The organism is Thermotoga petrophila RKU-1, assembly GCF_000016785.1.
Classification (GTDB): Bacteria; Thermotogota; Thermotogae; order Thermotogales; family Thermotogaceae; genus Thermotoga; species Thermotoga petrophila.
In genome coordinates this window covers 207,126-222,069 of record NC_009486.1, presented here as the reverse complement: position 1 = coordinate 222,069, position 14,944 = coordinate 207,126, and the positions used below count along the sequence as shown (strand labels likewise).

Annotated in this window: 15 protein-coding genes; 13 read left to right on the top strand and 2 right to left on the bottom strand. The window is 46.6% G+C overall.

Annotation, left to right across the window (positions count from 1 at the left end; genetic code table 11):
* Positions 1 to 18: 18 nt before the first annotated feature.
* The gene (locus tag TPET_RS01145) at positions 19 to 972 is read left to right on the top strand and encodes a protein-L-isoaspartate O-methyltransferase (protein WP_004081036.1); all 954 of its coding nucleotides are present in this window, start codon (positions 19 to 21) and stop codon (positions 970 to 972) included.
* Here TPET_RS01145 and TPET_RS01140 read toward each other — a convergent pair.
* Together TPET_RS01140 and TPET_RS01135 are read right to left on the bottom strand one after the other, a co-directional pair.
* Entirely contained in the window at positions 936 to 1,613 is a 678-nt protein-coding gene (locus TPET_RS01140; protein ID WP_004081034.1) for an ABC transporter ATP-binding protein, read from the bottom strand. The genes TPET_RS01145 and TPET_RS01140 overlap by 37 nt on opposite strands.
* Before the next feature lie 5 nt (positions 1,614 to 1,618).
* Positions 1,619 to 4,177 (bottom strand): FtsX-like permease family protein, encoded by a 2,559-nt coding sequence (locus tag TPET_RS01135; RefSeq protein WP_004081033.1) that lies wholly within the window; start codon positions 4,175 to 4,177, stop codon positions 1,619 to 1,621.
* A 47-nt stretch (positions 4,178 to 4,224) separates the two neighbouring features.
* Between TPET_RS01135 and rsmG the strand changes: the two genes are divergently transcribed.
* From rsmG to TPET_RS01075, 12 genes are read left to right on the top strand one after another with little or no spacing between them, the layout of a single operon-like run.
* Positions 4,225 to 4,911, top strand: a complete 687-nt coding sequence (gene rsmG, locus TPET_RS01130; protein ID WP_004081032.1) for a 16S rRNA (guanine(527)-N(7))-methyltransferase RsmG — start codon at positions 4,225 to 4,227, stop codon at positions 4,909 to 4,911.
* Positions 4,908 to 5,618: a lipoate--protein ligase family protein gene (locus TPET_RS01125; protein ID WP_011942903.1), complete on the top strand. Its 711-nt coding sequence runs from the start codon at positions 4,908 to 4,910 to the stop codon at positions 5,616 to 5,618. Before rsmG ends, TPET_RS01125 begins: the two co-directional genes overlap by 4 nt.
* A 1-nt stretch (position 5,619) precedes the next feature.
* Positions 5,620 to 6,288: a 16S rRNA (cytidine(1402)-2'-O)-methyltransferase gene (rsmI, locus tag TPET_RS01120; protein WP_004081030.1), complete on the top strand. Its 669-nt coding sequence runs from the start codon at positions 5,620 to 5,622 to the stop codon at positions 6,286 to 6,288.
* Positions 6,289 to 6,292: 4 nt separating this feature from the next.
* A complete protein-coding gene (locus TPET_RS01115) occupies positions 6,293 to 6,724 on the top strand; it encodes a MarR family winged helix-turn-helix transcriptional regulator (RefSeq protein WP_004081029.1) in 432 nt (143 codons plus the stop codon).
* Positions 6,725 to 6,784: 60 nt separating this feature from the next.
* A complete protein-coding gene (locus TPET_RS01110) occupies positions 6,785 to 7,999 on the top strand; it encodes an S-layer homology domain-containing protein (RefSeq protein WP_011942902.1) in 1,215 nt (404 codons plus the stop codon).
* Positions 7,996 to 8,760 carry a patatin-like phospholipase family protein gene (locus TPET_RS01105; RefSeq protein ID WP_048810846.1) on the top strand — a complete coding sequence of 255 codons (765 nt, stop codon included), beginning with the start codon at positions 7,996 to 7,998 and terminating at the stop codon, positions 8,758 to 8,760. The genes TPET_RS01110 and TPET_RS01105 overlap by 4 nt, the downstream gene beginning before the upstream one ends.
* Positions 8,761 to 8,804: 44 nt before the next feature.
* Entirely contained in the window at positions 8,805 to 9,500 is a 696-nt protein-coding gene (locus TPET_RS01100) for a patatin-like phospholipase domain-containing protein (RefSeq protein WP_011942900.1), read from the top strand.
* Entirely contained in the window at positions 9,497 to 10,114 is a 618-nt protein-coding gene (locus tag TPET_RS01095; protein WP_011942899.1) for an LptA/OstA family protein, read from the top strand. Before TPET_RS01100 ends, TPET_RS01095 begins: the two co-directional genes overlap by 4 nt.
* Complete coding sequence (locus tag TPET_RS01090; protein ID WP_011942898.1) at positions 10,115 to 12,706, top strand: CBS domain-containing protein; 2,592 nt, start codon at positions 10,115 to 10,117, stop codon at positions 12,704 to 12,706.
* Between the two features lies 1 nt (position 12,707).
* Positions 12,708 to 14,255 (top strand): acyl-CoA carboxylase subunit beta, encoded by a 1,548-nt coding sequence (locus tag TPET_RS01085; RefSeq protein ID WP_011942897.1) that lies wholly within the window; start codon positions 12,708 to 12,710, stop codon positions 14,253 to 14,255.
* A gap of 9 nt (positions 14,256 to 14,264) precedes the next feature.
* A complete protein-coding gene (locus TPET_RS01080; RefSeq protein ID WP_011942896.1) occupies positions 14,265 to 14,570 on the top strand; it encodes an OadG family protein in 306 nt (101 codons plus the stop codon).
* Positions 14,546 to 14,944, top strand: a complete 399-nt coding sequence (locus TPET_RS01075; protein WP_011942895.1) for a biotin/lipoyl-containing protein — start codon at positions 14,546 to 14,548, stop codon at positions 14,942 to 14,944. Before TPET_RS01080 ends, TPET_RS01075 begins: the two co-directional genes overlap by 25 nt.

Sequence of the window (14,944 nt, the reverse complement as noted above, 5' to 3'; positions counted from 1 at the left end):
AACACACAGGGGGATGTTATGAGAGAAAAGCTCTTTTGGATTCTTAAAAAGTACGGTGTGAGCGATCACATCGCGAAGGCTTTTCTGGAAATACCCCGTGAGGAGTTCCTGACGAAGTCCTACCCACTCTCTTACGTTTACGAGGATATCGTTCTGGTTTCCTACGATGATGGAGAAGAATACAGCACTTCCAGTCAGCCCTCTTTGATGGCGCTGTTTATGGAGTGGGTGGGTCTGGACAAAGGAATGAGAGTCCTCGAAATAGGCGGAGGAACGGGTTACAACGCTGCCGTGATGAGCAGAGTTGTGGGTGAGAAAGGCCTTGTGGTCTCCGTGGAATATTCGAGGAAAATCTGCGAGATCGCGAAAAGGAACGTGGAACGCCTTGGAATAGAGAACGTTATTTTTGTCTGTGGCGATGGATACTACGGTGTTCCGGAGTTTTCCCCGTACGATGTTATCTTCGTAACAGTCGGTGTGGATGAGGTGCCGGAGACGTGGTTCACTCAACTCAAAGAAGGTGGGAGGGTGATAGTACCTATCAATTTGAAACTTTCAAGAAGACAGCCCGCTTTCCTGTTCAAAAAAAAGGATCCGTATCTTGTGGGAAACTACAAACTGGAAACCAGGTTCATAACGGCAGGGGGCAATCTCGGAAATCTTCTCGAGAGGAACAGAAAGCTTTTGAGAGAATTTCCATTCAACAGAGAGATCTTACTCGTACGTTCTCATATCTTCGTGGAGCTGGTGGATCTCCTCACCAGGAGACTCACAGAGATTGATGGAACGTTCTACTACGCTGGGCCAAACGGCGTGGTAGAGTTTCTCGATGACAGGATGAGAATCTACGGGGACGCTCCAGAGATAGAGAACCTTTTAACTCAGTGGGAAAGCTGCGGCTACAGGAGCTTCGAGTATCTCATGCTTCATGTGGGTTACAACGCTTTTTCACATATATCCTGTTCTATTTGACCGTCTCTTATTCTTATAACCCGGTCCGCTTTCTCTGCTATTCTTTCATCGTGAGTCACGACCACCAGTGTGGAATTCTCCTTCATTTCCATCAGAAGATCTATGATCATTCTCCCCGTCTCGTTGTCCAGAGCACCGGTGGGTTCATCTGCCCATATGACTTTTGGATTGTGGACGATGGCCCTCGCGATGGCGACACGCTGTTTTTCCCCTCCGGAGAGTTCTTCGGGGAACCTGTCGCACTTGTGAGCCAGCCCCACTTTCCTCAAGATTTCGAAGGCTCGTTCTCTTGCCTCTTTTCTGTTCACACCCAGAATGAGCAGAGGTAGTTCCACATTTTCAATGGCGGTGAGGACAGGAACGAGATTGAAGAACTGGAACACAAACCCCATGTTTTCCGCTCTGAACCTCGTTCTTTCCTCTTCTGAGAGCGTGTACAGGTCTGTTCCATGGATTATCACAGTTCCCCTTGTAGGGCGATCCACACCAGAAAGACAATTCAGAAGCGTTGTCTTTCCAGAACCGGAGGGGCCCAGTATCACAACAAACTCTCCCGTGTTTATTCTTAGATTTATACCCTTCAAGGCTGTTACTTTCTCTTTCCCATTGTATTCCTTCCACAGATTGTGAACCTCGATCAAAGCCTTCACTCTCCTTCCTTCATGGCTTCGAGTGGTGAGAGTTTTGACATCATGAGGCTCGGTATCACCATAACGGCTGAAGCAAGGGCGATCACTGTGAGGAGCGAAAGAAGGATAGAAGCTGTTGGTACGGAAACCATGAAAGTTCCGAGGCTTTCAGACATCGCTTCTGAAACGAAATACCCCATGAGAACACCTGAGACGGTACCTATGAGTATTCCTCCGAAGAGGAAGAAAAGGTGTTCTATCAGGAAAGAAGCTACCAGCTGGTTTATTTTCATCCCCACGGCACGGAGTGTTCCCATTATCTTTATCCTGGAAAAATACGATTTCAGAACGAAGAGTAAGAGCCCGGAGGAGGCGGATAAGAATCCAAACAGGAAAATGAACTTTATCACGCTGACGAGCCCCTCTATTCCGCTGTAGAGTTTTTTGAATTCTTCATCCAAAAAGAAAGGATAGGCAAACTTTGAAAAGTAAAACTGTTTCACGCTGGAAGCACTGCTCTCTTCAACTCTTCCAAGGAGCAGGGATAGGGGTTTTACGTCACTGGGAACGTTTGAAATCGGTGCAATCATGTCGATCGGAACCAGATAATCGTTCTTGTTGTAGATCCCCGCTACTTTAAACTTAACTTCTTTTCTTCCACCGAGCGGAAGGATGGACTTCAGAGTACCTGTTATTTCTTCAAGATCAACGGGATCTCCTATCAAGGCGGTATCAGAGGCTTCCAGAGATCTCGCAGATCCCCGGAGAAGCTTCAGCGTTGAGTTTCTAAAGAACGATTCATCAACGAAAGCGATCATTTTTTCTCCTCTTTCCGTTTTCAAAGTGTAGAGGTAAACTCTGGAAGGATCTTTCAGTTCCTCGTGGACGGGAAGAGATGTTTTCGCCAACAAGGACCTGAATGGATTTTCCAGAACCAGAAAGTTGTATCCAAAGAGTCCTCCTTTCACCTTTTCTTGAACGAATCGGTCCGCGCTGGCCGATAGTATATTGAAAACAGTGACGGAGAAAATCAGGAAAGCGAAGGTCAGGGAAACTGTGATGCCTTTCTTCGGAAAGCGCTGGACGTAGGACAATCCTATCAGTAGGGAAAGATTGCCCCTGGACATGAGGTTGTTGAAAACGTTTTTTGAAAGAAGAACCACCGAAAAAACCAGAAGAGTCACACCAAAGAAAATGGCGGACCCTTTGTTCAGAGATGAAAAGATGAAGGCTTTCTCACTTTGAAGATTCAAACTGGAAAAGAGCCCCATACCGAGATTCAAAGTACCGAGAGCCATCATGATGAATGGATTTCTGAGTTTGATGGCGATGATCAGTGACAGCAAAACCACAGAAAACACCCGAAGTTCGGAGAAGAAAAGAACGAAACTCAAAAGCACAGCAAAGATCACGAGTTTCCAAGAGACATCCAGCTGTTCTCTCATTTCTCTGTAAATGGGTGGTTTTCCCGTTATTTCTCTCGCTTTCAGAAAGAAAAGGAACATCGGGAAAAGAACCCCGAGTCCAAGGGAAAGAAGAAGTGTACTGATCGAAAGGTGAAATCCTATTTTATCAAAGTGGAAAAACGAAGATGAGATCACATCAACGACTTCCTGAAAACGACTCAAAAGAAACTTTCCGACGAAAATTCCGATCAACACACCCACTGATGCCGATATCAAAGAATACATGAATCCTTCCAAAAGCAGTATTCCCCACTCTTCCATCTTTCTTAGTCCTATCTTTCGCAGAGTCACGAGTGTGGAGCTCCTGTCTCTTATCACGTCCTCACAGAACATGTAAAAAACCAGGAAACCAACGAAGATCGAAATACCGGAAAAGGCGAGTGTCACGTAGGCAAGGGATTTGTTGATCGGAGATTTGAGAAAGCTGTACTTTATATTCCTCACCCTGAGATTTGTTTCTATGGTTGTTTCTTCGTGCTTTTCAACCGGAAGATCGTAGTGAAGGTAACACTTCGTGGGAAAAACTCCGTCAAAATCTTTCACGTTGATGAAAACAGTTCCCGAGAGGCTCGCCGATTCGCCTTTGAAATTCAAAAAACCTTTCTCACCGATTTTTACAACGGTGAATTCCTTACTCCCCGATGAGAAAAGCAGTGTGATTCTGTCTCCCACCTTCAAGTTCATCAGTTCTGCGATGGATTTTCCAACTAAGGCCTCTCCTGGATTCAAAGTCAGTGACTCGCCAACGAAATCTGAGAGGTATTCCGGTTCTGTGGCTATCACGAGAACGTCCAGAGTGCTGTTTAGCCTGGCGCTGTCTTCTGAGACCGGGAGAACACCTTTCACTTGTTTTTTCAGGTTTTCTATTTCAGAATCGTCGATTTTTGAGGTTGCAAATGAGAAAAAGAGAAAGGAAGGGCTTTTTGGCTCCGCCACGGCATCTGCGTTGCCGAAGTTTTCTTCTATCCTTTCCCATTTCCACACGTTTATCGAATCCGAAAGGGACAGCGCTCCCGTTACCAGTGACAAGCTGATGGCCAATCCTAAGATCACAACGAGGGAGATTTTCAAATTTTTTGTGAAGTTTCTCAGAGCGATTTTCAAGATCACAGATGTTCCCTCCACAAATGTTAGAATTTTCTTCGGAGGTGTCGCTTTTGGATTCAGTAAAGAACATTCTTCTCGAGTACGGACTGAGATTTCAAGAACCGCAGATAGAAAAGGTAGATAAGTACATTGAGGAACTCCTGGGAGTTCCCTACAATCTCACCGCTCACAGGGATTTAGACTCTGCTGTCCATAAAAATGTTGTAGAAATTCTCCTTCCTTTGAAAGAAGAACTGAAAGGGACACTCCTGGACGTGGGATCAGGCAATGGTGTCCCAGGGCTTATTTTAGCGATCTTTTTCTCGAAACTCAAGGTGGTACTTCTGGATTCAAGAGAAAAGTCGGTGAATTTCCTCAGAGGAGTGATAGAAAAGCTGGATCTGGAAAATGTCTCTGTTGTCAAAGAGAGGGCAGAGAACTTCTCTAAAGAGAGGCGAGAGGAATTCGATTACGTAACAGCCAGGGCCGTGGCGCGATTGAACGTTCTGGTGGAGATCTGCACTCCAGCACTGAAAACTGGTGGAAAACTTCTTTTCTACAAAGGACCTTCATACATAGAAGAGTTGAAAGAGGCGCAGAGAGCCATGAAAGAGCTGAAGGTGGAACTCGAAAAGGTACGAGAGTATTCTCTAAAAACCGGCGAAAGAAGGGCGCTATTGATACTCAGAAAATACGAGAGTTCTCCTGAAAAATATCCAAGGAGGGTGGGTGTACCATTCAAGAGGCCTTTGTTGTGATTGAAAAAGGTGTTTTTCCTGGAGCGTTGAACATGGCCATCGATAGTCTGATGGCGGAGTGGTCCGCGAATATGAACTCGGTGTTGTTCAGATTCTACGGTTGGGAAAGGCCCACCGTTTCTCTGGGTCGTTTTCAAAAGGAAGACGGAATAAACGTTCCTGATTGGATAGATGTTGTGAGAAGACCTTCCGGAGGCAGGGCTCTGCTCCATCACCGGGAGATCACCTATTGTTTAGCAGTCCCTAAAAAAATAAATTTTGGGAAGCTTTCTGTTTTGGAATTTCACAGGCTTGTACACAGTTTGATAAGGGACGCTCTTGTGGAAGCCGGGTTGCACGCCGAGTTGTCAAGCGAAAGGCGGGGAAACACGGCGCTTTGTTTTGATGCTCCGTCGAGGTACGAGATCGTTATCAACGGTGTCAAAGTGGTGGGAAGTGCCCAGTTCAGAACGGCCGAGTCCATCGTTGAACATGGATCCATAGTTTTGAAGCAGGATATCGATCTTCTGAAAACCATCTTTGGCGAGGACGTTCCTCCTTTGAAGGGCATCCTGGATCTCTACGATGTTGATGTGAAGGCTCTGGAAGAAAGAATCTTAGCGCAGTTTGAGAAGGTTTTCGGTACTTCGAGGAAGATACAGCTGGACAGCAGTATGTTGAAAGAAGCGAGGGAAAGATCCCCTCTTTATGAGGTGAGGAGGAGATAGTTTGGGGAAGCTGATCATAGTGGGAACACCTATAGGGAACCTCGAAGATATCACCATCAGGGCTTTGAAAACGCTCAGGGAGGTTGACCTGATACTTGCGGAGGACACCAGAAGAACAATGGTTCTTCTCAACAAATACAGAATAAAAAAACCGCTTCTTTCTTTCAACGAGAGGAACTCGAAGAAAAGAATAAAAGAAATTCTGCCGCTTCTCAAGGAAGGGAAGAAAGTAGCCATTGTCAGCGACGCGGGAATGCCGGTGATCTCCGATCCGGGATACAACCTCGTGGAGGAATGCTGGAGGGAAGGCATAGAGGTGGATATCGTTCCGGGACCGAGTGCTCTGACGAGTGCCGTCGCGGTGAGCGGATTTCCCGGCTCGAAGTTCATCTTCGAGGGTTTTTTGCCGCGTGGAAAAAACAGAAGAAGACTCCTCAAATCCTTGAAGAAAGAAAACAGAGTAATCGTGTTTTTCGAGTCACCGGAAAGGTTACTCTCAACTCTGAGAGATATTCTGGAGATAATTGGGGATCGAGAAGTGTTCATCGCAAGAGAAATGACGAAGCTCCATCAGGAATTCTTCAGAGGAAAGGTGAGCGAGGCCATTTCGCACTTTGAAAAGAAGAAACCTCTCGGTGAGATTACAGTGGTGCTATCTGGGAAGGAGTGAGAACGTGAAGCAACCTTTTGAAAGAATTCTCAGAGAGATCTGTTTCATGGTGAAGGTGGAAGGCAGAAAGGTGTTGAGAGACTTCGGCATAACACCGGCTCAGTTCGACATTCTTCAGAAGATCTATTTCGAAGGTCCCAAACGTCCAGGAGAACTCAGTGTTCTGCTGGGAGTTGCGAAGAGCACGGTGACCGGTCTGGTGAAAAGACTCGAGGCGGATGGTTATCTGACGCGCACTCCAGACCCCGCGGACCGGAGAGCCTACTTTCTGGTTATAACGAGAAAAGGAGAGGAGGTCATAGAAAAGGTCATCGAACGAAGGGAGAATTTCATCGAGAAGATCACAAGCGATCTTGGTAAAGAAAAATCCTCAAAGATACTCGACTATCTGAAGGAGTTGAAGGGCGTTATGGAGAGAAATTTTTCCAAACAATAAACCGGCCGTTCACGGGGTGTTTTCAAGGATGTTTTAAGGTTGAAGAGGGAGGTGAAGTCTTTGAGAAAGATTCTTGTTCTTGGGTTGGTAGTGATAAGCATTCTCCTGCTTTCACAGAACATAAAGGATTTAGAACCAGACTCTCCGTTTTTCGAAGCCGTGAACTACGTGGTGAAAGCGGGCATCATGGAGCTCGATGACAAGGGGAACTTCAGGGGAGCGCTCCTCGTGACTCGATACGACGTGGCGCAGTACATCTACAGACTGGTCATGAGATTCGAACTTGAAAAACTCAAAGAAAAGCTCCCGCTGCTCGATGAGCTCGATATTGTAAAAGCAGCCACGATCGCTCTAGATGAACGAACTTCCAATCTAGAAAAGAACTACAATTCTTTGAACTCTCGTGTCGATTCTGCTGTACTCGAAATTACCTCCACGGCGAGTGAAGTTTCAGAGTTGAAGACAAAGATCGATTCTCTGGAAGAAGCGTTCAACAACTTATCTCTGGCTTTCACCAGCTTCAAGCAGGAAACGGCTGGAATAGATTCGGAGATACTGAGGAGAATAGACGTTGTGGAAAAAAACCTTAAGAAACTTGAAGAGAGTTCACAACAGAATACCTCGAGACTGACTCTTCTGGAAAAGAATCTGGAAAACGTGTCAAAAGAGATGACCTCTCTTGAAGGAGCAATCACTCAGCTCAGCTCAGACACGCGCAACCTTCTCGCATGGAAACAGGACGCGGGCGAGGATATCCTCATGCTGAAGGGAAGAACAGGAAGTCTTTCAGAAGAGTTGAACCAGCTTCGCAAAGAATTGGACTCACTCTCCTCGGATGTGGTGAATCTGAAAAACGAAATGAACCAGAAGGTTTCTGTCGTTTCCAGCAGAGTCTCCGCTCAGGAGGAAAAGGTCTCTGATCTGGAAAAGAGTATCCTTCAGACAACAGCAAAATTTCAGATGCTGGAGTCCAGCGTGGAAAACCTGAAAAGCGATCTGGAAAACCTGAATAAACGTTTCTCCGGACTGGAAGAATCCGTCGCTGAAGATCAGCAAAACAGAACGACAATGGAGAGTGAAATCCAGGATCTGAAAAAGCAGGTGAGCGACCTTTCAAAGAAGATCGAAAGGCTCTCTTCGGACTTGACAGCACTTTCCCAGAGGGTGGAAGAAAAAGAGAAATCTTCGCTCCAGATGGATACCAGTACGCTGATGGTGATCGGCGCTGGTGCTCTTGCTCTTCTTTTGGGAATCATTCTTCTTGTGGGGCGATGAGCGTGACAAAGGGAATAGCGTTCGCGGCGGGAGGAGTCAAAGGGGCGGCTCACGTTGCTTTCCTGGAGAAATCTGGAGACGTGTTCGATGTGATCACCGGATCATCGATAGGAGCCGTTGTAGGTGGTCTGTACGCGCTCTACGGAGAGCCCGCTTTGGTGAAAGACATCACCTTTTCCCTTATGAAGAAACACTTCGAAGACCTGAAGAAGACGGAATCGGAGAACACCTGGAGAGGATTGTTTCAGCGCTCTCTTTTCAAGGCGGACCTGCTGTTTTCTGTTCTCAAAGAGGCTTTTGGTAGAAAGAAATTTTCTGACTGCAAGAAGACGCTCGGTGTTGTGGTCTTCGATACAGAAAACATGGATTCTCTCCTTGTGACAGAAGGATTTCTGATAGATGCCGTCGTAGCGAGCAGTTCTGTGCCGGGATATTTCGAGCCGATCTGGATAGGAGGGACTCCCTGTCTGGATGGTGGGGTTCTTGCACCCACACCGGTTTCTCAGGCGCGGGAACTCGGAGCAGACTTCGTCGTAGCTTCCGCTTTCAACAGAGAGAGAAAAGACGGATTTAAGAATCATTTCGAGATGTTCTTTGTGATGGACAGGTGGAAGGAGATTCTCCTGGAAAGAGAAGAACTTTCAAAGGCGAATTTTGTGGTGATGCACGATGTGAACGAGCCCTGGAACGCCTTTGATAAGTACGAAGAAATCTATAGAAAGGTACTTAAAAATCTAAGGGGAGTGATTTTACCCTGGTAATTTCGTTCGGTGGAGATAGCGGTGCTTATCTGGGAGTCATAGGGGTGCTGAAATTTTTAAAAGATTCGAAAGTCGATTTCACGGTGAGGTGCTGTGGAATTTCCTCCATTCCCTGCGCTCTTTTTTTCCTTACAAGATCTACTAACAGGACGTACTCGATTCTGGTGAAGGAATGGAAGAACATTGAAAAGCTTCTCGATCCTTTCTTCACGAAAGGCATAGATCAGCTTTCAATGGTGGATGCTCTTCGAATACTGATGAGAATCGGTGACACGCTGAACGGTGTTCGAAATCACGAGCGCCTGTACAGGTACATAGATTCGCTGTTCCCCGCACAGAAAATCCCAGGAGGTCTTGAAATCTGGGTTTTCGATCTTTTTGAAGGAAAGGAAGTGGTTTTCAAAGAGGGGGACGATTTGAGAAAAGCGCTCAAGATTTCTCTTTCCTTTCCGATACTCTACCGCCCATACGAAGACAGGTACGTTCCCATCACCTGGATCACGGGAGTTCCCGAAGGAGAGCTGACTATCCTTTTCGATGTGGAGAAAGAAAAGAATCCCCCCAGAAACGCGCTCGAGTACCTGTTTTTGTCGACAACAGCCAGAACAAAGCATCTGGAGAAAGAAAGAATAAAAAAGGCTAAAAGCTTGAGAATAGCATGTTCTTCCCTTTCTCCGGTTTCTACAACGAGACGCGCTTACGAAGAGTTCTCCAGGTTCTTTGAGGAGGTGGTTCTGTGAAAAAGTTGTTGATCGCGTTCTTCATCCTTGTGAGTCTTTTCGCATTCTCAAAGACGATCCACATAAAAGCAGATTTTGTGAAGCCTTCTGATGAAAGGATAGAGTATTCCGGAAACGTTGTTCTCAAGATCGAAGAAGAGAACTTTACGCTGACTGCGGACAATTTAATCGTGAAAAAACTGAGTGGAAAGTGGAGAATAACGGAAGCGAGTTCATCTGTGACTGTGACCCTTGAAGATGGGGAGTTGAAAGGAGATAGCCTCATTTACGATGTGGAGACCAGAGTGGGAACTATCACGGGAAATGTGAAAGGTGAGTTCATCGATAAAACCAGTACAGAAACGATCTATATAGAGTGCGAACAAATCACCTTCGATCTTGAAGAGGACGTTTTCCAGGGAACTGGAGAGGTGAAGATTCAGAAGGGTTCAGTTGTGGCAAATTCCGAAGAGGTGGTTTACAGAAGAAAAGACGGTATCATAGAACTCCTCCGCAGTGTGAGGTTGAAGGATAAAGAAAAAGATCTGGAAATGGAAGCAGAGAGAGTGGTCATGGATCTTGAAGAAGATACAATGGAAGCGAGTTCTGTGACCGTCACCTTAGAGGTGGAGTGAATGAGGGTCATCACCACACACAGGTCACCCGATTTCGATGCCTTCGCTTCCTGTGTCGCGGCGAAGAAGCTGTTTGATGACCACATCATAGTTCTGCCTTCCAATCCGGCGAGGAATCTCTCCGATTTCCTCAAAGTCTATTTGGATCGGTTTGAATTCATCTGGGATCACGAGTTTGAAGGCGAGGTCACAGAACTCGTGATCGTCGACACACCTTCTCCGGATCGGATTCCAGAGAATATCAGAGAAAAAAGTCAAGGAGCGAAGATAACAGTTTACGATCACCATGTGGATGAAAGTCCATACGATGGAATAGTATCGAAGGTGGGAGCCACGATAACGATACTCGTTGAGCTCATTCGAGATAAAAATATACCACTGGATCCCACCGAAACCACTCTCTTCATGATCGCTCTCTACGACGACACGGGAAATCTACTCTTTTCTTCAACCACACCGCGGGATCTGGAGATAGCGAAGTTTCTTCTGGAAAACGGTGCAAATCTCGATGAAGTGGCACTTTACACAAGAGAAGAGCTCACTCCTAAGCAGATGGAACTGCTGGACGAACTGATAGAGAACGCTCGTGATTATGAAGTGAACGGTGTTCCGATAACCATTTCAGTGATGGAGTGCGAGGACTTTGTGGGAGGATTGGGGCTGATTGTGAGTAAGGTCTGGGAGATGCTGGGAAAGGAAACCTTCATAGCGATTGTGAAGATGGGAAAGAAGATCTACGTTATTGGAAGAACCGGTTCACCCGACGTGGATCTCGGCTCTTTCATGAAAGACCTCGGAGGAGGCGGGCACATGAGGGCAGCCTCCGCAACTATCACCGGAAAAGAGATCGACGAGGTTCTGAAAGAGGTTTTGAATAAACTCCACGATCATGTGGTTCCTCTCCTTCGCGCAAGAGATATCATGTCCTCTCCCGTGAAGGTGGTCCTCTCTGACATGACGATAGGAGAAGTGGATAGATTGATGAAGCAAACCGGACACAGTGGATTTCCAGTTGTTGAGGGGAACAGGCTGGTAGGTATTGTTACGAAGAAAGCAGTTGAGAAGGCGATGAACCATGGTCTGGGTGACAGGCCTGTGAAGTCCATCATGTCGACGAACCTGGTGGTGGCGACTCCTGATACTCCTGTGACCAGGTTGAGAGAACTCATGGTGGAACACGCCATCGGACGAATTCCTATACTGGAGAACGGCATTCTCGTGGGCATCGTAACAAGAAGTGACGTTCTGAGGGCGATATTCGGGAAACCCTTCAAAAAATACGTGATGCCGGTGTTTCAGGCGAACGGACAGATATTCAGAGATGTTTCAAAGCTCCTCGTAGAACGGGTAGATCCGAAGATCTTGAATCTTTTCAGACTTCTCGGGAAATTCGGCGACGAGGTGAACATGCCCGTTTATGTCGTGGGGGGCTTCGTTCGTGATCTTCTCCTCGGCATAGAGAATCTCGATATAGACATCGTTGTTGAAGGCAACGCGCTGGAATTCGCCGAGTACGCCAAACGTTTTCTGCCGGGAAAACTAGTGAAACACGATAAATTCATGACCGCTTCTCTTTTTTTGAAGGGAGGTCTCAGAATAGACATCGCAACGGCGAGGTTGGAGTACTACGAATCACCCGCCAAGCTCCCCGATGTGGAGATGAGTACGATAAAGAAGGATCTCTACAGGAGAGATTTCACGATAAACGCGATGGCTATAAAGCTTAACTCGAAAGATTTCGGACTGCTGATCGATTTCTTTGGGGGATACAGGGATCTGAAAGAAGGAGTAATACGGGTCCTTCACACCCTGAGTTTTGTAGACGATCCCACAAGGATTCTGCGTGCCGTTCGTTTTGAACAACGTTTTGACTTCAGAATCGAAGAGACAACAGAGAGGCTCCTGAAACAGGCTGTTGAAGAAGGATACCTTGAGCGAACAACTGGTCCACGCCTCAGACAGGAATTGGAGAAAATACTCGAAGAGAAAAACCCTCTGAAGTCAATCAGGAGGATGGCGCAATTCGATGTGATAAAACATCTGTTCCCAAAAACCTATTACACCCCTTCCATGGACGGAAAGATGGAAAATCTCTTCAGAAACATTCCGTGGGTGGAGGAGAACTTCGGAGAAGTTGACAAATTCTACGCAGCGCTCCACGTGTTTCTCGAGTTCTACGACGATGAGAGCTGGAAAGAAGTGAGAGATAGATATTCTCTTCGCCGAAACCTGATAAACGAAATCAGACACGTGGAAAAGAGTGCACCCGCTCTTCTGGAGATGCTTTCGGAAAGGGTTCCTGTTTCTTTTGTTTATCCTCTTGTGAAGGGAGTCTCGAGCGAGACGATCTGTCACTTCCTGGCGTATCTCAGCGGTGAGAAAGAAGAGTTGTTCAAATCCTATCTTCTGAAGATAAAGAACACGAAGCTCGAAAAGATAAACGGGGAGTATCTCATCAGAAAAGGGATAACATCCGGTAAAATAATTGGAGAGGTTCTCGAGAAGATTCTCATGAGAAAACTCGATGGAGATACAAGAGATGAAGAGGAGATACTGAAGGAAGTCCTGGCATCATTAGAAACGGAGGGATAAGATGAGTCTGAGGGATAAGATCGAAGAATTGAAGAAAATCGAGAAGGAGATTGAACAGGGTGGCGGTCCTGAGAAAGTAGAAAAACAGCATGAGTCTGGAAAACTCACTGCCTGGGAAAGATTAGAACTGCTCCTCGATCCTGGAACGTTCGTGGAAATCGACAAATTTGTGGAACACAGAAACACGTACTTTGGACTCGACAAGGTGAAACTTCCAAGGGACGGAGTCATTACGGGTGTTGGTGAGATAAACGGAAGAAAAGTCGCCGTTTTTTCTCAGGACTTCACGGTGATGGGCGGCTCACTGGGAGAAATGCACGCGAAAAAGATCGTAAAACTCCTCGATCTGGCCCTCAAGATGGGAATACCAGTGATTGGCATAAACGATTCTGGAGGCGCACGAATTCAGGAAGGTGTGGATGCACTCGCCGGTTACGGCGAGATATTTCTAAGAAACACCCTCGCTTCCGGTGTGGTACCACAGATCACTGTGATAGCCGGTCCTTGTGCTGGTGGCGCTGTTTATTCGCCCGCACTCACCGATTTCATCGTGATGGTAGACCAGACCGCCAGGATGTTCATAACGGGGCCGAACGTGATAAAAGCGGTAACGGGTGAAGAGATCTCCCAGGAGGATCTGGGAGGGGCCATGGTTCACAATCAAAAGAGTGGGAACGCTCACTTTCTGGCAGACAACGACGAAAAGGCTATGTCTCTGGTGAGGACACTCCTCTCGTACCTTCCCTCCAACAACGCCGAAGAACCACCCGTTGAAGATCCCGATACCAGTCTGGAAACTCCAGAGGACATTCTCGATATCCTTCCGGACAATCCAAACAAAGGGTACGATGTGAGGGAAGTCATCAAAAGGGTTGTGGATCACGGAGAGTTCTTCGAAGTTCAGCCGTACTTTGCGAAGAACATCGTCATAGGCTTTGCCAGGATTCAGGGAAAAACAGTGGGAATAGTGGCGAATCAGCCTTCCGTGCTCGCCGGTGTTCTGGATATCGATTCCTCAGACAAGGCGGCACGTTTCATCAGATTCCTCGACGCCTTCAACATTCCTATTCTGACCTTCGTGGATACCCCTGGTTATCTCCCAGGTGTTGCTCAAGAGCACGGTGGCATCATAAGACACGGAGCGAAGATGCTCTACGCGTACAGCGAGGCAACGGTTCCAAAGATTACGGTTATTCTTCGAAAGGCCTATGGAGGAGCGTACATCGCCATGGGTAGCAAACACCTGGGAGCGGATATGGTTCTTGCCTGGCCGTCCGCCGAAATTGCGGTCATGGGGCCTGAAGGAGCGGCGAATATTATCTTCAAGAAGGAAATAGAGGCTTCTTCCAACCCCGAAGAAACGAGAAGAAAGCTCATTGAAGAATACAAACAGCAGTTCGCGAATCCTTATATAGCGGCGAGTAGAGGATACGTGGACATGGTGATAGATCCGAGAGAGACAAGGAAGTACATAATGAGAGCCCTTGAGGTTTGTGAGACGAAAGTTGAGTACAGACCGAAGAAGAAGCATGGAAACATCCCTCTGTGAGGTGAGGTAATGATCACCATCTTTCTGTTCGGAATAGTGACAGTGTTCTTTGTATTTCTCATTCTGTATTTGTTCTCCGTTGTTTTGAAATTCTTCTCGGGAAAAGAGAGACCCGCTGTTGTTGAAGAAAAGAAGACCAGGTATTCAAGGGAGAACGAAGAAATAATAGCGGTTATCTCGGCGGTGCTTTCACAAATAATCGAAGGTGACTACAGAATAGTTTCTGTGAAAAAAAGCAGAGAAAAACGAGGATACGAGGCATGGAGAAAAACTGGCTGGAGGAGGAGAAGATGGTCAGAAAGTTCAGAGTGGTAGTGAACGGAAAGGAGTACATTGTGGAAGTAGAGGAGATAGGAAACGTTAGCAAAAAAGAATCGACAAAACCATTGAAAGAAGTATCTCAGAGGGTTGTTCAGGAAATTCCTAAGGAAGAACCAAAACCGGTTGTGGTAGAAAGAGAAGAATCTTCGGAGGAAGAAAAACTGGTTAAGGCCCCTATGGCCGGGATCGTTCTGAAGGTACTCGTAAAAGAGGGTCAAAAAGTGAGCGTGGGAGATAAACTACTCGTTTTTGAAGCTATGAAGATGGAAAACGAGCTTCAGTCCGAGTTTTCTGGGACAGTAAAAGAGATCCTTGTGAAAGAGGGAGACAACATAGAAACGGGTCAGATACTCATGAAAATCGTGTGA

Coding starts and splice junctions, on each gene's coding strand:
- TPET_RS01145 (WP_004081036.1), top strand. CDS start 19: ATGAGAGAAAAGCTCTTTTGGATTCTTAAAAAGTACGGTGTGAGCGAT.
- TPET_RS01105 (WP_048810846.1), top strand. CDS start 7,996: ATGAGCGTGACAAAGGGAATAGCGTTCGCGGCGGGAGGAGTCAAAGGG.
- TPET_RS01090 (WP_011942898.1), top strand. CDS start 10,115: ATGAGGGTCATCACCACACACAGGTCACCCGATTTCGATGCCTTCGCT.
- TPET_RS01085 (WP_011942897.1), top strand. CDS start 12,708: ATGAGTCTGAGGGATAAGATCGAAGAATTGAAGAAAATCGAGAAGGAG.
- TPET_RS01080 (WP_011942896.1), top strand. CDS start 14,265: ATGATCACCATCTTTCTGTTCGGAATAGTGACAGTGTTCTTTGTATTT.
- TPET_RS01075 (WP_011942895.1), top strand. CDS start 14,546: ATGGTCAGAAAGTTCAGAGTGGTAGTGAACGGAAAGGAGTACATTGTG.